The organism is Agromyces sp. NPDC057865, from assembly GCF_042796995.1.
GTDB lineage: Bacteria > Actinomycetota > Actinomycetes > Actinomycetales > Microbacteriaceae > Agromyces.
Map to the genome: position 1 here is coordinate 594,448 of NZ_JBHVMJ010000001.1, position 21,201 is coordinate 615,648.

At 71.6% G+C, this 21,201-nt stretch carries 19 protein-coding genes; 12 read left to right on the plus strand and 7 right to left on the minus strand.

What is annotated here, in order from left to right; translation table 11 throughout:
- Both ACFVN5_RS02725 and ACFVN5_RS02730 read left to right on the plus strand, forming a co-directional pair.
- Window positions 1-1,110 carry an AI-2E family transporter gene (locus ACFVN5_RS02725; RefSeq protein ID WP_376953090.1) on the plus strand — a complete coding sequence of 370 codons (1,110 nt, stop codon included), beginning with the start codon at window positions 1-3 and terminating at the stop codon, window positions 1,108-1,110.
- On the plus strand, window positions 1,082-2,326 hold the full coding sequence (locus ACFVN5_RS02730; RefSeq protein WP_376953091.1) for an AI-2E family transporter: 1,245 nt from the start codon (window positions 1,082-1,084) through the stop codon (window positions 2,324-2,326). Before ACFVN5_RS02725 ends, ACFVN5_RS02730 begins: the two co-directional genes overlap by 29 nt.
- Before the next feature lie 41 nt (window positions 2,327-2,367).
- Here the strand turns inward: ACFVN5_RS02730 and ACFVN5_RS02735 are convergent, their stop codons facing one another.
- From ACFVN5_RS02735 to ACFVN5_RS02745, 3 genes are read right to left on the minus strand one after another with little or no spacing between them, the layout of a single operon-like run.
- Window positions 2,368-3,996: an MFS transporter gene (locus ACFVN5_RS02735; protein WP_376953092.1), complete on the minus strand. Its 1,629-nt coding sequence runs from the start codon at window positions 3,994-3,996 to the stop codon at window positions 2,368-2,370.
- Window positions 3,993-5,411, minus strand: coding sequence for a DUF2252 domain-containing protein (locus ACFVN5_RS02740; protein WP_376953093.1), 1,419 nt, complete (start codon window positions 5,409-5,411; stop codon window positions 3,993-3,995). The genes ACFVN5_RS02735 and ACFVN5_RS02740 overlap by 4 nt, the downstream gene beginning before the upstream one ends.
- 14 nt (window positions 5,412-5,425) lie before the next feature.
- Window positions 5,426-6,502 carry a DUF998 domain-containing protein gene (locus tag ACFVN5_RS02745; protein ID WP_376953094.1) on the minus strand — a complete coding sequence of 359 codons (1,077 nt, stop codon included), beginning with the start codon at window positions 6,500-6,502 and terminating at the stop codon, window positions 5,426-5,428.
- Between the two features lie 220 nt (window positions 6,503-6,722).
- Here ACFVN5_RS02745 and ACFVN5_RS02750 point away from each other — a divergent pair, with 220 nt between their 5' ends.
- The 5 genes from ACFVN5_RS02750 (at window position 6,723) to ACFVN5_RS02770 (ending at window position 10,791) form a co-directional block, all read left to right on the plus strand.
- Window positions 6,723-7,169: a DUF6325 family protein gene (locus tag ACFVN5_RS02750; RefSeq protein ID WP_148733189.1), complete on the plus strand. Its 447-nt coding sequence runs from the start codon at window positions 6,723-6,725 to the stop codon at window positions 7,167-7,169.
- A gap of 22 nt (window positions 7,170-7,191) precedes the next feature.
- Window positions 7,192-7,530 carry an SHOCT domain-containing protein gene (locus ACFVN5_RS02755; protein WP_376953095.1) on the plus strand — a complete coding sequence of 113 codons (339 nt, stop codon included), beginning with the start codon at window positions 7,192-7,194 and terminating at the stop codon, window positions 7,528-7,530.
- A 172-nt stretch (window positions 7,531-7,702) separates the two neighbouring features.
- On the plus strand, window positions 7,703-8,845 hold the full coding sequence (locus ACFVN5_RS02760) for a type III polyketide synthase (RefSeq protein ID WP_376953096.1): 1,143 nt from the start codon (window positions 7,703-7,705) through the stop codon (window positions 8,843-8,845).
- A gap of 4 nt (window positions 8,846-8,849) precedes the next feature.
- Entirely contained in the window at window positions 8,850-9,587 is a 738-nt protein-coding gene (locus ACFVN5_RS02765) for a methyltransferase domain-containing protein (RefSeq protein ID WP_376953097.1), read from the plus strand.
- A complete protein-coding gene (locus ACFVN5_RS02770; RefSeq protein WP_376953098.1) occupies window positions 9,580-10,791 on the plus strand; it encodes an FAD-dependent oxidoreductase in 1,212 nt (403 codons plus the stop codon). Before ACFVN5_RS02765 ends, ACFVN5_RS02770 begins: the two co-directional genes overlap by 8 nt.
- A 63-nt stretch (window positions 10,792-10,854) precedes the next feature.
- Here ACFVN5_RS02770 and ACFVN5_RS02775 read toward each other — a convergent pair whose 3' ends face one another.
- Entirely contained in the window at window positions 10,855-11,295 is a 441-nt protein-coding gene (locus tag ACFVN5_RS02775; protein WP_376953099.1) for a nitroreductase family deazaflavin-dependent oxidoreductase, read from the minus strand.
- Window positions 11,296-11,531: 236 nt separating this feature from the next.
- On the opposite strand from ACFVN5_RS02775, the gene ACFVN5_RS02780 reads away from it, so the two are divergent.
- Window positions 11,532-13,748, plus strand: a complete 2,217-nt coding sequence (locus ACFVN5_RS02780) for an ATP-dependent Clp protease ATP-binding subunit (RefSeq protein ID WP_376954297.1) — start codon at window positions 11,532-11,534, stop codon at window positions 13,746-13,748.
- An 8-nt stretch (window positions 13,749-13,756) separates the two neighbouring features.
- On the opposite strand, the gene ACFVN5_RS02785 is transcribed toward ACFVN5_RS02780, so the two are convergent.
- Window positions 13,757-15,037: an MFS transporter gene (locus ACFVN5_RS02785; RefSeq protein WP_376953100.1), complete on the minus strand. Its 1,281-nt coding sequence runs from the start codon at window positions 15,035-15,037 to the stop codon at window positions 13,757-13,759.
- Window positions 15,038-15,126: 89 nt separating this feature from the next.
- On the opposite strand from ACFVN5_RS02785, the gene ACFVN5_RS02790 reads away from it, so the two are divergent.
- The 3 genes from ACFVN5_RS02790 to ACFVN5_RS02800 all read left to right on the plus strand — a co-directional run bounded on the left by ACFVN5_RS02790 (window position 15,127) and on the right by ACFVN5_RS02800 (window position 18,313).
- Window positions 15,127-16,683, plus strand: a complete 1,557-nt coding sequence (locus tag ACFVN5_RS02790; RefSeq protein ID WP_376953101.1) for a carboxylesterase/lipase family protein — start codon at window positions 15,127-15,129, stop codon at window positions 16,681-16,683.
- A gap of 110 nt (window positions 16,684-16,793) precedes the next feature.
- Window positions 16,794-17,843, plus strand: a complete 1,050-nt coding sequence (locus tag ACFVN5_RS02795; protein ID WP_376953102.1) for a zinc-dependent alcohol dehydrogenase family protein — start codon at window positions 16,794-16,796, stop codon at window positions 17,841-17,843.
- Window positions 17,840-18,313, plus strand: a complete 474-nt coding sequence (locus tag ACFVN5_RS02800; protein ID WP_376953103.1) for a heme-degrading domain-containing protein — start codon at window positions 17,840-17,842, stop codon at window positions 18,311-18,313. The genes ACFVN5_RS02795 and ACFVN5_RS02800 overlap by 4 nt, the downstream gene beginning before the upstream one ends.
- A 224-nt stretch (window positions 18,314-18,537) precedes the next feature.
- On the opposite strand, the gene ACFVN5_RS02805 is transcribed toward ACFVN5_RS02800, so the two are convergent.
- Window positions 18,538-19,131: a nitroreductase family protein gene (locus ACFVN5_RS02805; RefSeq protein WP_376953104.1), complete on the minus strand. Its 594-nt coding sequence runs from the start codon at window positions 19,129-19,131 to the stop codon at window positions 18,538-18,540.
- A gap of 204 nt (window positions 19,132-19,335) precedes the next feature.
- Between ACFVN5_RS02805 and ACFVN5_RS02810 the strand changes: the two genes are divergently transcribed.
- Window positions 19,336-19,875 (plus strand): flavodoxin domain-containing protein, encoded by a 540-nt coding sequence (locus ACFVN5_RS02810; RefSeq protein WP_376953105.1) that lies wholly within the window; start codon window positions 19,336-19,338, stop codon window positions 19,873-19,875.
- Between the two features lie 40 nt (window positions 19,876-19,915).
- Here the strand turns inward: ACFVN5_RS02810 and ACFVN5_RS02815 are convergent, their stop codons facing one another.
- Window positions 19,916-20,995, minus strand: a complete 1,080-nt coding sequence (locus tag ACFVN5_RS02815) for a threonine aldolase family protein (RefSeq protein ID WP_376953106.1) — start codon at window positions 20,993-20,995, stop codon at window positions 19,916-19,918.
- Window positions 20,996-21,201: the final 206 nt, after the last annotated feature.

The window sequence follows — 21,201 nt, forward strand, 5'->3', positions numbered from 1 at the left end:
ATGACCGGGCCGGCGACGACGGATGCCCCCACGGGGGCAGGCGCGGGCCGGACCGGGTTGGCGCACGGCACCCGCGTGCTGCTGACGTTCGCCGCCGCGGTCGTCGCCTTCGCGGGCATCTGGCTCGGACGCGAGATCCTCGCGCCCGTCGCCGTCGCGGCGGTCGTCGTGATCATCGCGCACCCCGTGCGCTTCCCGCTCGAGCGTCGCGGCTGGCCGAAGTGGGCCGCGACGACGCTCGTGATCGTGGTCGCGTACCTCATCCTGGGCATCCTCGCGGGCCTGCTCATCTTCGCCTCGGCGCAGTTCGTGGCGATGCTCCCCGACTACGCCGACGAGCTGCAGGCGACCGCGGCGTCGATCGCCGACACGCTCTCGACGCTGGGGCTCACCGACGAGGCATCCGCTGCCGCATCGTCGGTGCTCGAGCCCGGCACGCTCGTGGGCATCGCGGCATCCGTCGCCGATGCAGTGCTGGGGTTCGCGACCGCGTTCTTCTTCGTGCTCGCCTACGTCATCTTCATGGCCGCGGATGCCGCCCGGTTCGGCCGCCTGCGCACCGTGTTCGGCGGCGCGCGCGCCGACGGAATCGGCACCCGGTACTTCAGCGGCGTGCGCCGCTACTACGTCGTGAACGCGACCTTCGGCGCGATCGTGGCCGTGCTCGACGGCCTGCTGCTCTGGGCGCTCGGCATCCCGATCCCGATCGTGTGGGCGATCCTCGCATTCGTCACGAACTTCGTCCCGAACATCGGCTTCGTGCTCGGACTCATCCCGCCGGCCGTGCTCGCCCTCGTCGTCGGCGGCTGGCCGCTCGCGCTCGCCGTCGTGCTGGCCTACTGCGTCATCAACGTGACGCTGCAGGTGCTCATCCAGCCGAAGTTCGTGAGCGACGCCGTCGACCTCAGCCTCACCCTCTCGTTCTTCTCGGTCGTCTTCTGGGCCTTCGTCATCGGGCCCATCGGGGCGATCCTGTCCATCCCGCTCACCCTGCTCGTGCGAGCGCTGCTCGTGGAGCCCGACGATCGTGCTGAAACGCTCCGACGCCTGTCGGGGAACCCGGCCCAGGAGGGGAGTCACCATGTGGTGGAACCGTCGCAAGCAGGCTGAGGTCGAGCCGCCCGAACCGGCCGCACCCGACGCGCCACCGGCCGACACCACGCCGGTGTCGGCGCATCGCACCGCCTTCATCATGCTCGGACTCGCCGGGGCGGTCGTCGTGTCCTTCGGCATCGCCGCGATCGCCGAGATCTTCATCTGGTCGTTCTTCGCGCTGGTGCTCACGATCTGCGTCTACCCGCTCCGGTCATGGCTCGAGCGGCATGGCATCAAGCGGGGCGTCGCGACGGTCGCGGTGATCCTCGCCGTCGTGCTGCTCCTGGGCGCGTTCGCGTTCGCCTTCTTCTTCTCGTTCGCCCAGTTCCTCGCCCTGCTCCCGCAGTACACCGACGAGTTGCAGTCGTGGGCGTCCAACGTGGGCACGTGGCTGTCGAGCCTCGGCCTCGGCCAGCAGCAGATCGACGAGATCACGACGTGGTTCGACCCGGGCAAGATCCTCGACGTCATCGGAAGCGTCGTGGGCAGCGCCGCCGGGTTCGTGACCGCGGCCGTGATCCTCCTGACGATGCTCATGCTCATGGCGATGGACTCGTCCCCGGTGCGGACGCTCGTACGCGAGCTGTACCCGCGGCGTCCCCTGCTCGCCACGGCGGCCTTCGCGTACACGATCGGGGTGCGCCGGTACATGGTCGTGACCACGTTCCTCGGCATCGCCCAGGGCGTGATCAACTGGATCGCCCTGGTGCTGCTCGGCGTGCCGGGCGCCGCCCTGTGGGGCGTGCTCGCGTTCCTCTGCAGCTTCATCCCGAACGTCGGCTACTTCATCGCCATCATCCCGCCGATCGTGTTCGGCGCGCTCGTCGGAGGCTGGCCGCTCGTCCTCGCGGTCATCGTGGTCTACGGCATCATCAACGCGGTGGTGCAGTCGCTCGTGCAGCCTCGCGTCGTCGGCAACGCAGTGGCGCTGAGCCAGTCGATCACCTTCTTCTCGGTCCTGTTCTGGGCGGTGGTACTCGGCCCGATGGGTGCCATCCTCGCCATCCCCCTGACGCTGCTGGTGCGGATGCTGCTCGTCGACTCGAACCCGAACATGACGTGGACACGCGCCGCGCTCGGCGACTTCGACGAGGCGAAGAAGGTCATGGAGGCCGAGGACGCGGCCGCGAAGGCCGAGCGCAAGCTCCGGCGGCACCCCGCGGCATCCGGTGGCAGCGCCGCAGCCGACCCCGGAGCTGCTGCGGCGGCGACGGATGCCGCGCCGAGCTGACCCGTCGACGGATGCCACGGCGGGGCGGCTGACCCGTCGGCTCAGTCGGCCGGGATCGTGCCCTTGCGGTCGGGCAGGCGCCGCGTGAACGGCAGTGCGAGGAGCGCGGCCGCGGCGCACGCGAGCATGCCCAGCTTGACGCCCATGAGCTGGGCCGCCGAGTAGTTCGCCACGAGGTCGTCGACCTGGTCGGCCGGGATGCCGGCCTCGAGCAGCGCCTGCTCGGCCTGCGCCGGCGGGATGTACTCGAGGCCCGAGGAGACCTGCACGGTCACCTGGTCGGCGACGGCCGACTCGATGTCGGGGTCGTCGGCGATGAGGCCCAGCACGGATGCCGCGAGCGCGCCCACCATGAGCGAGCCGATCAGCGCCGTGCCGAGCGACGAGCCGAGGTTCTGTGCGGTGTACTGCAGGCCGCCGGCCTCGCTGCGGGCGTCGGACGGCACCGACGACTGCACGACGTTGCCGAGCTGCGAGGCGAGCAGGCCGGTGCCGAGGCCGACGAGGGCCATGCCGATGGCGAACGGCGTCGTCGCCAGCTGGGGTTCGATCGTGGAGATGATGACGAGGCAGGCGACGGCGATCGTGAGCAGCCCGACGCGCACCAGGGCTCGTGCGCCGAAGCGGCCGCCGAGTCGCGCGCCGATCGCGGCGGCGGCGAGCATGGCGATCGACGTCGGGAGGAGGCGGAGGCCTGTCTGGAACGCGTCCATGCCCTGCGTGATCTGGAGGTAGAGCGGCACGGCGAAGAAGATGCCGAGCAGCACGAGGTTCTGCGCGAGCAGGCTCGCGAGGCCCGATCGGAGTGCGGGGATCCGGAGGTTGGTCACGTCGAGGAGTGGCACGCGACCCCGGTTCGCGACGTGCCGCTCCCAGGCGAGGAACGCCCAGAGCACGAGGAGCCCGGTCCCGATGACGAACGGCGTGAGGGCGAAGCCGAACGGGGTGATCGGCGACTGCACGGGCTGGATCCAGCCCCACGTGCCGCTCTGCAGCACCCCCACGACGACGAGCGCGAGTCCGAGCGCCGACAGGATGGACCCGACGACGTCGAGGCGGAACTTCGCGCGCACGTGGTCGTCGGTGATCCACGAGCTCACCGCGAGCACGAAGATGACGAAGACGACCTCGCCGGCGAACACCCAGCGCCAGGAGTACTCGGTCGTGAGCCAGCCGCCGAGCAGCGGCCCGATCGCGATGCCGGCGCCGGCGACGCCGCCGATGATGCCGTAGGCGCGGGCTCGCGCGGCGCCCTCGTAGCTGCCGGCCACAAGGGCCGCGAGCGCCGGCAGCACGAGGGCGGCGCCCGCGCCCTCGATGAACGACCAGCCGAGGATGAGGATGCCGATGGTCGGCGCGAGCGCGGTCATCAGCGATCCGATCGCGTAGATCACGAGCCCGATGCGGAAGATCCGCAGGCGCCCGAACAGGTCGCCGATCTTGCCGCCGGTCAGCATGAGCGCGGCCATGACGAGCGCGTAGAGCGTGATCGCGAGCTGGATCATCGACACGGTCGTGTCGAACTCCTCGACCAGCTGGCTGATCGACACGCTCATCACCGAGCTGTCGAGCACCATGATGAACTGGGCGATCGCGAGCGGGATCACCGCGCGCGACGCCTTCTCCGCGGCCGTCGCTGGAGCGCCGGTCGGCGGGGTCGCCCGGGTCACGATGCCGACGCCTCGACGCGGCCCTCCGCGATCGCGGCGAGCAGCGCCGCGTGGTCCGCCTCCGTGCGTTCGGCGTAGGCCACCGAGAAGTCGAGGATGGCGCGGGCCAGGTCCTTCGCGTCGCCGACGTAGCCGCTGATCACCGCCGGATCGCCGCCGCGGGCGTGCGCCCGCGCGAGGATGATGCCGCAGTACTCGGCGTAGAGGCGCATGGTCGACGGCTCCATGATCTCGGGCTCGGCCGAGCCCTTCCAGTCGCGGAACTGTCGCACGTAGAAGTCGCGATCCTGCCCGTCGATGCCCGTGCCGGTGGTCCAGCCGACCAGCAGGTCGCCGAGCGCTTGCATGATGCGCTGGCCGTGCACCACACGCTGCCCCTGGTGCGCGTACGCGCTCGGTTCGTCGGGCCGCTCCAGCACCGACTGCTGCGCCTCCTTGGCCTGCAGCATGAGCACGTCGTTCTTGCCGTTGCCCTGGAACAGGACGACCCACGCGCGCGTGCCCACGCTGCCGACGCCGACGACCTTCATCGCGGCGTCCACCATGCGGAAGCGATCGAGCACGCGCCGGCGCTCGGGCGGGAGCGTCTCGCGGTAGGTCTCGAAGATGTCGCGCAGGCGTTGCTCGCCCTCGTCGATGGCGAGCCCGCTCTCCTCGGCGAGGTGCCGGAACGGGACGAGGATCGGGGGGTCGGACTTGAACCGCCAGACGCCGTCGACCCGCTCGGCCAGGCTATTCGCGGCCTGCCGGCTGTCGCGGCGACGCGACTTCGCGATGAGGCGGTGGGCGCGCTCGGACGCCTCGGTCGCGAGCTCGCTGCTCAGCCCCGTGAGCACGTCCTCCATGTCGAGCCGCGCCGTGAAGAGCTCGACGAGTGGGGTGCGCGCGGCCTGCCGCATCGCGGCGCCGTACGCCCGCACCACGCGCATGACGATCCTGGCGCGGGTCTCGTCGTCGAATCCGCGTGCGCGGGCTGCGATCTCGAAGCTCGCGGCCATGCGCTTGACGTCCCATTCGAAGGGGCCGGGCGCCGTCTCGTCGAAGTCGTTGAGGTCGATGACGAGCGACCGCTCGGGCGAGGCGAACACCCCGACGTTGGAGAGGTGCGCGTCCCCGCAGAGGTGGGTGATGATGCCGGAGTCGGGGACCTCGCGGAGGTCGTCGGCCATGATGGCGGCCGCTCCCCGGTAGAACGCGAACGGCGACGAGGCCATGCGGCTGTGCCGGAGGGCGATGAGGCTCGGGACGCGCGATTCGGCCTGGCGTTCGAGCACGGAGATCGGGTCGCGGTCGGACGACGCCACCTCGCCGTGCGCCTCGACGGGCAGCCTCGTGCGCGCCTCGCGTCCGAGGTCGCGTCGCGCCTTGCGGGGCAGGAGGGCCTGGTCGGTCCGGGTGTCGAGTGCGATGGTCATGGCGGCTCCTCCGCTCAGTTGACGGACTCCGGTACGGCCGCGGTGGACGGCGGCGACGGCGGCGCCGCGGCATCCGCGGTGGAGGCGACGACGGCGTCGATGAACCGGATGAAGACGGTGATCCAGCTGAAGATGATCGTGAACGCGATGAGTTCGAACGCCGTGAGGTTGTAGTACGCGATGGGCGTGAACAGCAGGAACGCGCCGATCAGCATCGCGAATGTCACGTAGCAGATGACGAAGAAGCGGCGCGGCAGGCCCTTCAGGATGTACGGCGACCCGAGCACCATGACGGCGAACGCCGCGGCCATGCCCGACGCGCAGCCGTTGTGCACGGCCATGTTGACGTCGACGGGGAAGAGCCCGACGCCGGCGAGCATGACGCCGAGGATGACGAACGTCACCGACATGAAGCGCGGCGCCCAGCGGTGCTCGAGGATGCCGCGGTCGACGAGCGTCGTGAGGTCGCGGTGCAGGTAGAGCGTGAAGGTCGTGACGAAGAAGCCCGCGACGATGAGGGTGGTGTTGAACATCCACGCCGAGAAGTCGCCGGCCGTGCCGAGCTGGCTGAAGTGGTACTCCCACCAGTACTCGTCCTCGACTGCGGCGATCGACGCCAGTGTCGAGAGCGCCATGAACGAGACGAGCAGCGTCGCCATCTTGCGTGTCGTGATGTCGGACACCGACAGGTAGATGAGGTAGCCGCTCGCCCCGGTCGCCGCGATCACGGCGATGGTGCCGATGATGACGTCGACCTCGAGTCCGTCGAAGCTGCGCTGCAGCACCACGAACACCGACGCCGTGAAGATCGCCGCGAGGGCCGCGTGCACGAGCGCGACGGTGGTCGCGTCGAGCACGAACTTCCACGGCCGGATGCGCAGGCGCCACTCCTGGCCCGGGCGGTGCCGGGATCGCCAGTAGCCGAGGTACGCCGCGACGACGCCGGCGAGGAGTGCGGAGATCGCCGCGATCGCTCCGACGGACAGGCCGCCGCCCCACAGCGGGACCATCCGGCCGATGAACAGGGTGAAGGCGACGATGCCGCACACCACGGCCGCCGCCGTGCCGGCGTAGACCGCCTCGCTCTCCACCCTGAGCCGCGTCGAGCGGATGCCTCGGCCGCCGGATCCCGCATCCACACTCACGCCCACTGGAACCCCCGTTCCGTTGCGCCACCGCGATCGACCACTGATCGTGTCTGCATGATATGCCGGGGACGGGCCCGGGGATAGACCCCGGGAAGCGGGGGTGGATCGGCTCTTCCCGAACCGTCGCGCCGGGCGTACGCTGCCCTCAGGTGAGAGGGGGAACATGCCTGAATTCGAGTACGGACCCGTCGAGATCCTGGTCGTCGGGTTCCCTGGTGAGCGGCCCGATGCCGCGACCTTCGAGGCGATCGGAGACCTCGTCGAGGCCGGAGACATCCGGTTGCTCGACGCGGTGGTCGTGTCGCGTTCCGAGAACGGAGACCTCGACATCGTCGAGATCGAGGACCTCGGCGACGAGATCGACGTGACCGAGATCGAGCTCGAGGCCAACGGCCTCGTCGGCGAGGAGGACGTCAACGACCTCGGCGGGGCGATCCCGCCGGGAACCTCCGGCGCGATGCTCGCCATCGAGCTCGTCTGGGCGAAGCGGCTCGCGTCGCGGTTCGCCGAGTCCGGCGGCGTGCTCCTGCAATCGGAGCGCATCCCGGCGCCGGTCGTCAACGCCATCATGGCCGAGGCCGAAGAGGCCGAGGCCGCCGCTACGGAGTGAGGGGAAGCACATGCTGAGGAGGATGGGACGTCCTGGTCTCGTCGGGATGGCCGCCCGCACCGCTGTCGTCGCGGGCACCGCGACCGCGGTGTCGGGCAGCGTGCAGCGACACCAGCAGGAGAAGGCGCAGAACCAGTACGAGCAGCAGCAGTACGAGGCCATGCAGCAGCAGGAGGCGATGAACGCCGCCGCGCAGCAGGCCGTCGCCCAGCAGCAGGCTGCGGCCGCGCAGGCGGCTCCGGCGGCGCCCGCCGGCGGCACCGATGTCGTCGCCGAGCTGCAGAAGCTCGCCACGTTGAAGGAGCAGGGCATCCTCTCCGACGACGAGTTCGCCGCGGCGAAGGCGAAGCTGCTCGGCTGAGCAACGACCCGGCGGCCGGGCCCTCACTCGTGAGACGTGGGACCCGGCCGCCGTTCCGTCGTGTCCGGCGAGCGGCTGCGGAACGCGCGCTCGCGGCATCCGGCCTGTGCCTTGCCTGCGAACGGCCGTGCACCCCTTGCCGAGGCATCCGCCCGCCCCTCTACGATGAGGCATGGCCGTCGCGCTCAGGGGACTCTCGACCGTCGTACCGCCCACCGTGCTGATCCAGGAGGAGGTGCGGGACGTCTTCGGGACGCAGCCGGGCCTGAACCGCCTCGCGCAGCGCATCGTCTCGACGAGCTTCAACGTGTCGGGCATCGAGACGCGGCACACCGTGCTCGAAGAGCTGAGTCGCGACGCGCATCCCGACGAACCCGTGTTCTTCGACATCGACAGCGGCGAGCTGCTGTTCCCCGGCACCAAGGCGCGCAACGAGCTCTACGCCGAGTTCGCCACGAAGCTCTACGTCGAGGCGGGCCGCGCGGCGATCGCCGCAACGCCGGGCATCGAGGCATCCGATGTCACGCACATCATCACGGTGTCGTGCACGGGCTTCTACGCCCCGGGTCCCGACTTCGTGATCGCGCGCGAGCTCGAACTCGACGCCGGCGTCGAGCGCTACCACCTCGGGTTCATGGGCTGCTACGCCTCGGTGCCCGCGCTCCGCATCGCGAAGCAGCTGTGCGAGGCGGATGCCGCGGCCGTCGTGCTCGTCGTCTCGGTCGAGCTCTGCACGCTGCACCTGCGCTCCTCCAACGACCCCGACACGATCGTGGCCTCGTCGCTCTTCGCCGACGGCGCCGGCGCGGGGATCGTCACGGCCCGCCCCCTCGAGGACGGGGAGCGCGCCTTCGACCTCGATCGCTTCGCCACGCGCATCACGCCCGTCGGCGAGGGCGACATGGCGTGGAAGATCGGCGACCACGGCTTCGAGATGGTGCTGTCGAACGCGATCCCCGCGATCATCGACGGCCACATCACGGGCGCGCTCGAGCCGCTGTTCGACCACGATCCGGCGCTCGCCGAGGCGCTGGCGACGGATGCCTCGAGCGACGCGATCGAGCACTGGGCCATCCATCCCGGCGGTCGCAGCATCCTCGACAAGGTCGAATCGCGGCTGGTACTCACCGAGGCGCAGCTCGTGCCCGCGCGCGAGACGCTGCGCGACTACGGCAACATGTCGAGCGCGACGGTGCTGTTCGTGCTGCGGAACATCCTCGACTCGGATGCCGCCGCCGACGGCGACCGCGTCGCGGCCATGGCCTTCGGGCCGGGCCTGACCGTCGAGTCGGCCCTGCTCACCGTGCGCGCCTGAGCCGATGGCCGCGCCCCGGTTCGTCGATCGCGGGTTCCTCGCGCGGCGCGACGAGGACGCGACGGAGCTCATGGACGACCCCGACGCGGACCTCGATGCGCTCGAGCGCACGTACGTCCGGTTCGCGCAGGTGAACGCGGTGGTGTCGAACGTGGGGGCCGTGTACCGCCGCTGGGTGCGCCCGGCCCTGTCGCCGACCGCGACGCGGCGCGTGCTCGACGTCGGCACGGGCGGGGCCGACTTGCCGCGCGCGCTCCTCCACCGCGCGCACGCCGACGGGCTGCGGCTCGAGGTGACCGCGATCGACCCCGATCCGCGCGCACTGGACTGGGCACTGAGCCAGCCGCCGCAACCCGGCCTGGTGCTGCGACGCGTCTCGAGCACCGAGCTGGCGCTCGCCGGTGAGCGCTTCGACGTGGTGCTCTCGAACCACGTGCTGCACCACCTCGACGGGGCCGCGCTCGGCGCGCTGCTCGCCGACTCCGAGCGGCTCGCGCGCGGCGGCGGCGTCGCGGTGCACGCCGACATCGAGCGGTCGCGGCTCGGCTACGCGGGCTTCGCGCTCGGCACGCTGCCGTTCCAGCCGAACCTGCTGAAGGGCTCGTACATCCGTCCCGACGGGCTCACCTCGATCCGGCGCAGCCACACCGCGCGCGAGCTCGCGGGCGTGCTGCCGCCGGGCTGGAGCGTGCGGCGTGGGTTCCCGTCGCGGCTCGAGGTCGTGTGGGGCGCGGATGCCTGAGCGCGAGCGCCTGCCCCATGAGCCGCGCCACGACGTGGTGATCATCGGCGGCGGGCCGGTCGGCCTCCTGCTCGCGTGCCTGCTCGCTCGTCGTCACCTCGACGTGGTGGTGCTGGAGCGCCGGACCGCCCGCGGCGGGCGATCCCGGGCGATCGGCATCCACCCTCCGGGCCTTCGCGCGCTGGCACGGGCCGGCGTGGGCGACGAGGTGCGGGCCCGGGCCGTGCAGATCCACTCGGGGCGCGTCACCTGCGAGGGACGCACACTCGGCTCGATGTCGTTCGCGAAGGCCGGCACCGTGCTGTCGCTGCCCCAGCTCGAGACCGAGGACCTGCTGGAGGCGCGGCTCGAGCGGCTGCGCCCAGGGAGCCTGCGCCGCGGCGTCGAGGTGGGAATGGTGCACGACCGTGGCACGCACGTCGTGGTGGAGGGCGTGGAGCGCGCCGGCGACGGCGACGCCCCCGGTGGGAGCGGAGGCGGTGGTGCCGCCGGGAGCGGCGAGCCCGTCAGCGTGACGGCGTGGTACGCGGTCGCCGCCGACGGCGTGCGCAGCGGCATCCGCGACGCGCTGGGGATCGCCTGGCACGATCGGCGAGGGCGCGCCCACTACGTGATGGGCGACACCCGCGACGACACCGGCGAGCCCGAGACGGCCCTGCTGCACTTCGAGCCGGCGGGGGTCGTCGAGTCGTTCCCGATGCCGGGCGGCCTGCGTCGCTGGGTCGCGTGGGTGCGACGTCCGCCGGCCGAGCCGACCGCCGGGCAGCTCGCCACGATCGTGCAGTCGCGGAGCGGCGGGACGTTCGACGTGGCGGCGGCCGGCGAGCCCAGCGCCTTCGAGGCGCGCCAGCACCTGGCGTCGCGGATGTCGCAGGGCCGCGTCGCGCTCGTCGGCGACGCCGCTCACGAAGTGAGCCCCATCGGCGGACAGGGCATGAACCTCGGCTGGCTCGACGCCGTGCGGCTGGATCACGACCTCGCCGCGGCGCTCGCCGTGGGAGCGCCGTTCGAGGCGTTCGACGCCTACGACCGGGTGCGGCGGTCGGCCGCGTCACGCGCGCTGCGGCAGGCGGCGTTCAACATGCGGATGGGCGCGCCGGCGGCGGGCCTGCGCCTGCGCACCCGCAACGCGGCCGTGCGCGTGCTGGGAATCCCGCCGTTCCGGGCGCTGCTCGCCCGCGCGTTCACGATGCGCTGGCTCTGACCTAGCGCCGCCGGTGGTCGAGTAGCGCCCGGCGCAGCTGGACGCGAATCGAGACCTCCTGCCTCAGAGCACGATGCGCGTGAGCAGGAACACCGGGATCTGCCGGTCCGTCTTCTCCTGGTACCCGTCGTACGACGGCCACGTCTCGTTCGCACGGCGCCACCAGCGCTCGCGCTCCTCGCCCTCGAGCTCGCGCGCGGTGTAGTCGTGCTTCTCGGCGTTGTCCTGCAGTTCGACGTGCGGATGCCGCCGCAGGTTCGACACCCACTTCGGATCGTGGTGCGACCCGCCCTGCGAGCCCACGACGGCGTACTCGCCGTCATGCTCGACGCGCATGAGGGCCGTCTTGCGGAGCTTGCCCGACTTCGAGCCGACCGTCGTGAGCACGATGATCGGGCGTCCGCGCAACGTGTTCGCCTCGGCACCGTCGCTCGCCTCGAACGCCTCGGCCTGCTTCCTCGCCCAGCCTGACGTGCTGGGTGCGTACTCGCCTTCGAGCGGCATGCGTCCTCCCGGTCTCTCGTCCTCCTCCGACCGTAACCCCGCCGCGGCGGAACGCATTCCGGGTTGCGCCGGCGGGTTCGCGGTGGTGTTCGCCGTCTCGGTGGCGGGCCGCGGAGCATCCGGTCTAGCGTGAACGATGGGGCGAGTTCCACGCGACCGAACCGGAATACCCGCCTTCGGGTCAAAGTTGAGCGTAGTAGACTCAAGTTTGTGGAAGGAGGCCGCACGTGGCCAACATGCAGGGCGCGCCGAGCTCGCAGGAGGAGCAGCAGTCGGCGCTCGAACAGTACGGCGTGAACCTCACCGACCTCGCCAAGCAGGGCAAGCTCGACCCCGTGATCGGGCGCGACAGCGAGATCCGGCGCGTCAGCCAGGTGCTCACTCGGCGCACGAAGAACAACCCCGTGCTCATCGGCGAGCCCGGCGTCGGCAAGACCGCCGTCGTCGAGGGGCTGGCGCAGCGCATCGTCGAGGGCGACGTCGCCGAGTCGCTGAAGGACAAGCAGCTCGTGGCGCTCGACATCTCGGCGCTCGTCGCCGGTGCGATGTACCGCGGCCAGTTCGAGGAGCGGCTGAAGGCCGTCCTGAAGGAGATCGACGAGTCCGAGGGTCGCGTCATCACGTTCGTCGACGAGCTGCACCTGCTCATGGGCGCCGGCGGCGGCGAGGGGTCGGTCGCGGCATCCAACATGCTGAAGCCCATGCTCGCGCGCGGCGAGCTGCACCTCATCGGCGCGACCACGCTCGACGAGTACCGCGAGTACATCGAGAAGGATGCCGCGCTCGAGCGCCGCTTCCAGCAGGTGTACGTCGGCGAGCCGTCGGTCGAAGACACCGTCGCGATCCTCCGCGGGCTCAAGGGCCGGTACGAGGCGCACCACGGCGTCACGATCACGGATGCCGCGCTCGTCGCCGCGGCATCCCTCTCGAACCGCTACATCACGGCCCGCCAGCTGCCCGACAAGGCCATCGACCTCATCGACGAGGCGATGTCGCGGCTGAAGATGGAGATCGACTCGTCGCCCGTCGAGATCGACCAGCTCAAGCGCGAGGTCGACCGCATGAAGCTCGAGGAGCTCGCCCTCAAGAAGGAGAAGGACGACGCCTCGAAGGAGCGCCTGGCGAAGCTGCGCGAGACCCTCGTCGACAAGGAGCGGCACCTCGCCGAGCTCGAGGAGCGCTGGGCGCGCGAGCGGCAGGGCCTCAACCGCGTGGGCGAGCTGAAGAAGAAGCTCGACGAGGCGATCACCCAGCGCGACCTCGCGCTGCGCGAGGGCAACTACCCGAAGGCGTCGAAGCTCGAGTACGAGACGATCGCGAACCTGCAGCGCGACCTCGATGCGGCCGAGCAGGCGGATGCCTCCGGCAACGCCGGCAGTGAGAACCGCATGGTGAACGAGCAGGTGACCGAGGAGGACATCGCCGCGGTCATCTCGGCGTGGACCGGCATCCCGGTCGGCAGGCTCATGCAGGGAGAGACCGAGAAGCTGCTGCACCTCGAGTCCGAGCTCGGCAAGCGCCTCATCGGGCAGAAGCCCGCGGTGGCGGCGGTCGCCGACGCCGTGCGCCGTTCCCGCGCGGGCCTCAGCGACCCGAACCGTCCGACCGGCTCGTTCCTGTTCCTCGGCCCGACCGGCGTCGGCAAGACCGAGCTGGCGAAGGCGCTCGCGGAGTTCCTCTTCGACGACGAGCACGCCATGGTGCGCATCGACATGTCGGAGTACGGCGAGAAGTTCTCCGTCTCGCGGCTCGTCGGCGCGCCTCCGGGGTACGTCGGCTACGAGCAGGGCGGCCAGCTCACCGAGGCCGTGCGGCGGCGTCCGTACTCGGTGATCCTCCTCGACGAGGTCGAGAAGGCGCACCCCGAGGTGTTCGACGTGCTGCTGCAGGTGCTCGACGACGGCCGACTCACCGACGGGCAGGGCCGCACGGTCGACTTCCGCAACGTGATCCTCATCCTCACCTCCAACCTCGGCTCGCAGTACCTCATCGACCCGGGGCTCTCGTGGAGCGACAAGGAGCAGGCGGTGCTGCAGACCGTGCGGCAGGCCTTCAAGCCCGAGTTCGTGAACCGCCTCGACGACATCGTCGTGTTCTCGGCGCTCAGCGAGCAGGAGCTCGGCGAGATCGTGAACCTCTACATCGACCGACTCTCGGCGCGCCTGCACGAGCGCCGGCTCGAGCTCGGCGTCACGCCCGACGCCCGGGCCTGGCTGGCCGAGCGCGGGTACGACCCGCTCTACGGTGCGCGCCCGCTGCGACGGCTCATGCAGAAGGAGATCGACGACCGGCTCGCCCGCGCGCTGCTCGCCGGCGAGATCCGCGACGGCGACTCGGTGCTCGTGGCCCTCGCGCCCGACGGTCAGACGCTCACCGTGTCGCGGGCCGAGGGGCCCGTGGCGGCGGGCGGTGGGCCCGACGACGAGATCGTCGACGCGGAGATCGTCGAGTAGGCGGGGGGTCAGCTCGGCGGCTGCGGCGCCGGGGTCGCCTCGGCGGGTTCGATCACGCCGTTCGCGCTCGGCGGGATGCGGCGCTCGAGCGCCATCGCCAGCACGCCGATGACCAGGCATCCCACGACCATGAGCGCGATGTAGGCGACGTCGAGGTCCTGGTCGAGCAGGATGCCGGCCGCGATCGGTCCGGTGATCGCGCCGGCCTGGAACGCCGCCGCGTTGATCGCGTTGTAGCGGCCTCGATTGTGGTCGGAGGCGAGGTCGTTGTAGACGGCCGGCACCGTCGGCTGCAGCAGCGTCTCGCCGAACGCGAAGACGCCCATGAAGGCGAGCACGCCGATCGCCGCGGCCACCGTGTCGGGCAGCAGCCCGGCGGCGCCGAGGACGAGCCAGGACAGCGCCCACACGCCCGCCATGACGAGCATCACGCGCGTGCGGCGCCGGCCGCTGATGCGCTTCAGCACCGTGAACTGCAGCAGCACGATGACCGCGGTGTTGACCGCGAACGCGAGGCCGACGGTGCGCGTCGACACCTCGGCGACCTGCCGAGCGTAGGCGGGGAAGCCCGCCTCCATCTGCCCGTAGCCGATGAACATCGCGATGAAGGTGAGCAGGCTCAGCCACAGGATCGCCGGCTGCCGGATGATCTCGCGGTAGCCGCCGGCCGCCGGCGCGTCGTCGGACGGCGTGTGCTGCGTGCGGACGTGACGGAGCGGCCCGAGGAGCAGCGCCATCGGGATGAGGCTCGTGGCCGCGTCGACCAGGAAGATCACGGTGAACGTCCCGGGCGAGCTCACATCGACGTAGAACCCCCCGATGATGCCGCCCACGCCGATGCCGAGGTTCACGAGCGCGAAGTTGACGCCGAAGTACTGCTGCCGCAGGTCGCCGTCGACGACCGACGCGATGAGCGCGTTGAAGCCGGGCCACGAGACGCCGAAGTTCACGCCGATGAGCACGAGGGCCACCGCCGCGACCGCGGGGTGGGTCGCGAACGCGAGCAGCGTGCACCCGGCGATCATGGCGGTGAGGCCGGCGAGCAGCACGGCTCGGGCGCCGAACCGGTCGATGAGGGAGCCGCCCGGACCGGTCACGATGAGTCCCGTGATGGCGATCAGGCTCATCAGCGCGCCGGCGAGGTCGAGCTCGAATCCGCGCACCTCGTGCAGGTAGATGATCGTGAACGGCAGCGTGAGCCCGCGCCCGAGGGTCTGGATCGCGACGGTCGACAGGAGCCAGCGGCCCTCGGTGGGGAGTGCGCTCCAGAACGTCCTGATGCCGATCACTGCAACATCCTGACGGATGCCGCCGACATCGCGCAGCCGGCCTCCGCAAGCACCTCGCCCCATGGCCCGTCCGCGCCTAGGCTCGGAGCATGCCGGAGTTGCTCGGGCGCGCGACGGGGGCGGATGCGCGGCTCGTCGAGACCGACGCGGGCGCCGTGCGCGGCGTCCGCCGGGGCGGGGTGCGCAGCTGGCGGGGAATCCCCTACGGCGCGTCGACCGGCGGGGAGCACCGCTTTCGTGCGCCCAGGGCGGCTGCGGGCTGGGACGGCGTGCTGGATGCCGCCGAGTTCGGGCCCGTGGCGCCGCAGAACCGTCGAGGGCAGTTCATCGGCGCGCATCCGGGCCTGCCGCGCAGCGAGGACTGCCTGAGCGTCAACCTGCTCGCGCCCGACGAGCCCGCCGAGGGCCGCCCGGTCATGGTCTTCATCCACGGCGGCGCGTACAGCGTGGGCTCGTCGGGCGAGTACCCGCGACAGGGCGAGCTGCTCGTCCGGCGCCACGGCGTCGTCTACGTCAGCCTCAACTACCGGCTCGGTGCGCTGGGATGGCTCGACTTCCGCCGGTACTCGTCGGCGCGGCATCCGCTCGAGTGCAATCTCGGGCTGCGCGACCAGGTGCTGGCGCTCGACTGGGTGCGGCGCAACATCGCCGCGTTCGGTGGCGACCCGGGCAACGTCACGCTCTTCGGCGAGTCGTCGGGCGCGAACTCGGTCACGACGCTGATGGCGGTGCCGGCGGCCGAGGGGCTGTTCGCCCGGGCGATCGCCCAGAGCGCGCCCGCCAACGCGGTGTACACGGCGGCCACCGCCGCGCGCTTCGCCGACGAGTACGTGCGGATGCTCGGGCTGATGGTCGGCGACGACGCGGTCGCGGGCTCGCCCGAACACGCGTCGCACCTGCTCCGCACGGCCGACGCGACGATGCTCGCCGAGGCCACGACGGCGCTCTCCGTGGCCACGCCCGATGAGCGGCCGGGCACCATCAGCCTCGCGCCCGTCATCGACGGCGAGTTCCTCCCCGAGCGCCCGCTCGACGCGTTCCGCGACGGCAGCGCCCACCCGATCCCGCTGATCATCGGCACGAACGACCGCGAGGGGTCGCTGTTCCAGGGCCGGATCGGCATCCTGCCCACGACGAAGCCGCGCATCCGGGCGGTGTTCGCCAACACGCGCAAGAAGGCACGGAAGGCGATCAAGCGCCAGTACCCCGGGCTGCCCGACCCGCGGCCGGCGGCGGACTTCGGCGGCGACTTCACGTTCTGGTTCCCGAGCGTGAAGGTGGGCGAGCGGCACTCCCGCCACGCGCCGGTGTACTTCTACCGCTTCGACGCGGCGCCGCGCATCGCCCGGCTCATCGGCCTCGACGCGACGCACGGCCTCGACCTCTTCGCGCTGTTCGAGAAGTTCGACACCTGGACGGGCGCCGGGCTCACGCTGCTCGGCGGTCGCCGCATGTACCGCGAGGTCGGGCGGCGGATGCAGCGGCACTGGACGGCGTTCGCGGCATCCGGCGCACCCGAGCCCACGTGGCCGCGCTATGACGAGGCCGCCCGCCGCACGCTCGTGCTCGATCGGGTCGACCGGGTGGAGTCGGATCCGCGACGCGAGAAGCGACTCGCGTGGCAGGCGTTCGTGCCGCACGTGTGAGCGGGGGCGCGCCTCACCCGATGAACTCGATCACGTCCGCGCAGAAGTCGCGCTCCGGACCGGATGGACATGAGAAGCCCTCATTCTGGGGAGGCGCGTAGGCTCGGACCATGCTCGCCACCCTCATCCACGCGCCCCGCGACATCCGCGTCGAGACGGTGCCCGACCCCGTGCTCTCGACCGGCGGCGACGCCATCGTGAAGGTCGTCGCCTCGTGCGTCTGCGGCTCCGACCTGTGGCCCTACCGGGGCGTCACGCCCACCCGCGAGCCGCACCGCATCGGCCACGAGTTCGTCGGCGTGGTCGAGGCCGTCGGCGACCGCGTCGAGCGCATCCGGGTCGGCGACTTCGTGATCGCGCCGTTCTACGTGTGCGACAACACGTGCATCAACTGCCGCAACGGCGTCTCGACGTCGTGCCTGCACGGCGGATGGTGGGGGAGCGACGACCGCCTCGGCGGCTTCGCCGACGGCGGCCAGGGCGAGCGGATCCGCGTGCCGCTCGCCGACGGCACGCTGGTGCCGGTGCGCGAGGAGATCACCGACGAGCAGGTGCCCGGCCTCCTCACGCTCTCCGACGTCATGGGCACCGGCCACCACGCGGCGGTGTCGGCAGGGGTCGGCCCGGGCGACTCGGTCGCGGTGGTCGGCGACGGTGCGGTCGGGCTCTGCGCGATCATCGCCGCGCGCCGGCTCGGGGCGACGACGATCATCGCGATGTCGCGGCATCCCGACCGCCAGGCACTCGCCCGCGAGTTCGGGGCGACCCACATCGTGGCCGAACGCGGCGACGTGGGCGTCACGGCGGTGCAGGAGCTCACGCACGGCATCGGCGCCGACCGGGTGCTCGAGTGCGTGGGCACCAAGGAGTCGATGGACCAGGCGATCCGGTCGACGCGGCCGGGCGGCATGATCGGCTACGTCGGTGCGCCGAACGGCGGGCCGGAGCTGCCGGTGCGGCCGCTGTTCAACCGCAACATCGGCGTCAACGGCGGCGTCGCGCCGGTGCGCGGCTACATCGAGGAGCTGCTGCCCGACGTGCTGTCGGGCGCGATCCAGCCGGGCAAGGTGTTCGACCTCGAGCTCCCGCTGCGCGACGCCGCCGAGGCGTACGCGGCGATGGACGAGCGTCGCGCGATCAAGGTGCTGCTGCGGCCATGAGCGAGCTCCGGGATCGACTGGTGGCCGAGGACGCCGAGCTGCGGTTCGCGACCTTCACGCTCGACGACGCGTGGGAGCTGGGCGGGCGCCTCCGCGCCGCCGCCGCGGAGCGCGGGCTCCCGGTCGCGATCGCGATCTGGTTCGGGCCCCAGCGGGTGTTCCATGCGGCACTGCCCGGCGCGAGCGCCGACAACGACGGGTGGCTCGACCGCAAGCACCGCGTCGTCGAGCGGTTCGGCGGGGCGTCGCTGCTCGTCGGCGAGTCGTTCCGCGCGAACGGCGAGGACTTCGACACCCACGCCCGGCTCGACCCGCGGGAGTACGCCGCGCACGGCGGCGTCGTGCCGATCCGCCTCGAGGGCGGCGCCGTCATCGGCGCGGTCGGCGTCTCGGGCCTGCCGCAGCAGGACGACCACGACCTCGTCGTGGAGCACCTGCGCGCATACCTGGCGGAGCAGCGCGCGGGCTGAGCGGCCCGGCCCGGTCGGTGCAATGCAGGAAGATCGGGCCGACACGCCGATCGCGCGCATGCCGTTCGCGGCGTTTCGGCAGGTTCTTCCTGCAGTAGCGCATCGCGTCGTGGTGCGCGCCACACAACTCGACCGTGCACCGACGAAACGAGCGGATGCCGCACCGGGGGGAGTGCGGCATCCGCTCGGGTTCACTCGACGCGACCGGGCGCTGTGGGCGTGGGCTACTCGCCCGCGACGACCAGCTCGTCGAGCGGCTTGCGCAGGCGCGGCGCGACCTCGCGCTCGCGCAGGGGCTCGGGCAGCGCGTCGAGGTCGCCGAGCACGCCGATCGCGGTGATCGAGACGACCTCGAAGTGCTCGCCGAGGCCGAACGCCTGGGCGATGCGGGCGCCGTCGAAGCCGCCCATCTGGTGGGTGTGCAGGCCCTCGTGCTGTGCCTGCACGGTGAGGTGGGCGACGGCCTGGCCGAGGTCGTAACGCGCCCACGGACGCGGCTTGCCCTCGTCGTCGGCGGTCTCGGCGATGTTCACGATCAGGACGGCGGCGGAGTCGGCCCAGGCCTGGTTGAAGCCCATGAGCGCGTCGTGCACGGTGGTGAACGCGTCGCTGCCGCGGCGGGCGACGATGAAGCGCCACGGCTGGGTGTTGTTCGCCGACGGCGCCCAACGGGCGGCCTCGAGGATGGTGCGGAGCACATCGGTGGAGACCACGGCGGTCGGGTCGTAGGCGCGCGGGCTCCAGCGCTCGACGAGCGGGTGGATGAGGGGCGCGGTGGTGTCGGCCTTACGGGAGGTGAGGTCGGTGACGAGGGTCATGAGCGATCAGCTTTCGTGCGATGGAGCGGTTGCCGGGGCGCCGTCGACCCAGTCCATTCCAACGCATGCAAGCTGGAGATATTCCGGATGCCGCACCGCGACGTCATCGGTCGTGCGCGCCGTGGGACCTTCGCCCCCTTGCGCAAGCGCGCATCGCCGTAGCCTTCGATCGAGGTCGCGACGCGACCGCCGGAGGTGGGATCGATGAAGGCGTTGGTCGCCTATGCCAGCAAGTACGGCGCGACGAAGGGCATCGCCGAGCGGGTCGGCGAGGTCCTGCGCCGCCGAGGTCTCCAGGTCGACCTGAAGCGCTGCGAAGACCTGCACGAGGTGTCGGGGTACGACGCGTACGTGATCGGGTCCGCGGTGTACGAGTTCAACTGGCGCAAGGACGCGAGGAAGCTCGTCGAGCGCAACGCGGACGAGCTCGCCGCGCACGCGACCTGGCTGTTCAGCAGCGGCCCCGTGGGGACGGAGACGGTCGACAAGGACGGCCACGACGTGCTGAAGGGTGCGGAGCCCAAGCAGTTCGCGCTGTACGGGGACCTCATCCACCCACGGGGCACGCAGGTGTTCCGGGGTGCCTTCGATCGCGACAAGGTGCGCGGCGGCGACCGGATCATCGCCTGGATGCCGGCCATCCGCGACATCCTCCCCGAGGGCGACTATCGCGAGTGGGATGCGATCGAGGCCTGGGCGGGCGGCATCGCCGACGAGCTGGGTGCGCGGGTCGCGACCTCCTGACGGCCAGACCGCCTGGCCGGGCCTGCGCCTGCGGGTCGAGTCAGGCCGCGGCGTGCAGCTCGTCGCGGATGCCAGCCACGAAGTCGTCGATGTCGGCCTCGCTGGTGTCGAACGAACACATCCAGCGCACCTCGTTGCGCGAGGCGTCCCAGTCGTAGAACTTGAAGCCGCGGTCGCGCAGCCGGTCGGCGACGCCCGCCGGCAGGGTGGCGAACACGCCGTTCGACTGGGTCTCCTGCGTGAAGCCGAGGCCGGGCAGGTCGCCCGACGCGATGCCGGCGTCGAGTGCGTCGCGCAGGCGGCGGGCCATCGCGTTCGCGTGCGACGCGCTGCGGATCCACAGGTCGCCCTCGAGCAGCGCGACGAGCTGCGCCGAGACGAACCGCATCTTCGAGGCGAGCTGCATGTTGAGCTTGCGCAGGTACTTCAGGCCCTCGGATGCCTCGGGGTTCAGCACCACGATGGCCTCGGCGCCGAGCGCGCCGTTCTTGGTGCCGCCGAAGCTCAGCACGTCGACGCCGGCGTCGCGCGTGAAGGCGCGGAGCGGCAGTCCGAGCGAGGCGGCAGCGTTCGAGAGCCGGGCGCCGTCGAGGTGCAGGCGCATGCCGCGCTCGTGCACGTGATCGGCGATCGCACGGATCTCCTCGGCGGTGTACGCGGTGCCCAGCTCGGAGGTCTGCGTGATCGACACGACGAGCGGCTGGGCGCGGTGCTCGTCGCCCCAGCCCCATGCCTCGCGGTCGATGAGCTCGGGCGTGAGCCTGCCGTCGGGCGTCGGCACGGTGAGGAGCTTCATGCCGCCGACCCGCTCGGGGGCGCCGCCCTCGTCGGAGTTGATGTGGGCCGTCGACGCCGAGACGACCGCCCCCCAGCGCGGCAGCATCGACTGCAGGCCGGTGACGTTGGCGCCGGTGCCGTTGAACACCGGGAACACCTCGACGCCCTCGCCGAAGTGCCCGGCGAACACCTCCTGGAGGCGCTCGGTGTACTGGTCCTCGCCGTAGGCGATCTGATGCCCGCCGTTCGCGGCCGCGATCGCGTCGAGCACTTCGGGGTGCACGCCGGAGTAGTTGTCGGAGGCGAAGCCGCGGAAGCCGGGGTCGTGGAGCTGGTCGGTCACCGGACCATCCTGCCACCCGGCCACTCGACCGCCGAACCGAGCGGATGCCGCGACCGCGTGAACGGGCCGGGGAAGGGGTGGCGGGGGGCCGCCCGGGGCCCCCCCCCCCCCCCCCCCCCCCCGGGGGGGGGGGGGGGGGGGCGCCCCCGCCCGCGCCCCCCCCCGCCCGCCCCCCCCGGGGGGCCCCCCCCCCCCCCCCCCCCACC

Excerpts from the sequence above, each read along its gene's own strand:
- ACFVN5_RS02725 (WP_376953090.1), top strand. The coding sequence starts at position 1 with ATGACCGGGCCGGCGACGACGGATGCCCCCACGGGGGCAGGCGCGGGC.
- ACFVN5_RS02730 (WP_376953091.1), top strand. The coding sequence starts at position 1,082 with ATGTGGTGGAACCGTCGCAAGCAGGCTGAGGTCGAGCCGCCCGAACCG.
- ACFVN5_RS02740 (WP_376953093.1), bottom strand. The coding sequence starts at position 5,411 with ATGACCATCGCACTCGACACCCGGACCGACCAGGCCCTCCTGCCCCGC.
- ACFVN5_RS02750 (WP_148733189.1), top strand. The coding sequence starts at position 6,723 with ATGCCTGAATTCGAGTACGGACCCGTCGAGATCCTGGTCGTCGGGTTC.
- ACFVN5_RS02755 (WP_376953095.1), top strand. The coding sequence starts at position 7,192 with ATGGGACGTCCTGGTCTCGTCGGGATGGCCGCCCGCACCGCTGTCGTC.
- ACFVN5_RS02760 (WP_376953096.1), top strand. The coding sequence starts at position 7,703 with ATGGCCGTCGCGCTCAGGGGACTCTCGACCGTCGTACCGCCCACCGTG.
- ACFVN5_RS02765 (WP_376953097.1), top strand. The coding sequence starts at position 8,850 with ATGGCCGCGCCCCGGTTCGTCGATCGCGGGTTCCTCGCGCGGCGCGAC.
- ACFVN5_RS02770 (WP_376953098.1), top strand. The coding sequence starts at position 9,580 with ATGCCTGAGCGCGAGCGCCTGCCCCATGAGCCGCGCCACGACGTGGTG.
- ACFVN5_RS02775 (WP_376953099.1), bottom strand. The coding sequence starts at position 11,295 with ATGCCGCTCGAAGGCGAGTACGCACCCAGCACGTCAGGCTGGGCGAGG.
- ACFVN5_RS02780 (WP_376954297.1), top strand. The coding sequence starts at position 11,532 with ATGCAGGGCGCGCCGAGCTCGCAGGAGGAGCAGCAGTCGGCGCTCGAA.
- ACFVN5_RS02790 (WP_376953101.1), top strand. The coding sequence starts at position 15,127 with ATGCCGGAGTTGCTCGGGCGCGCGACGGGGGCGGATGCGCGGCTCGTC.
- ACFVN5_RS02795 (WP_376953102.1), top strand. The coding sequence starts at position 16,794 with ATGCTCGCCACCCTCATCCACGCGCCCCGCGACATCCGCGTCGAGACG.
- ACFVN5_RS02800 (WP_376953103.1), top strand. The coding sequence starts at position 17,840 with ATGAGCGAGCTCCGGGATCGACTGGTGGCCGAGGACGCCGAGCTGCGG.
- ACFVN5_RS02805 (WP_376953104.1), bottom strand. The coding sequence starts at position 19,131 with ATGACCCTCGTCACCGACCTCACCTCCCGTAAGGCCGACACCACCGCG.
- ACFVN5_RS02810 (WP_376953105.1), top strand. The coding sequence starts at position 19,336 with ATGAAGGCGTTGGTCGCCTATGCCAGCAAGTACGGCGCGACGAAGGGC.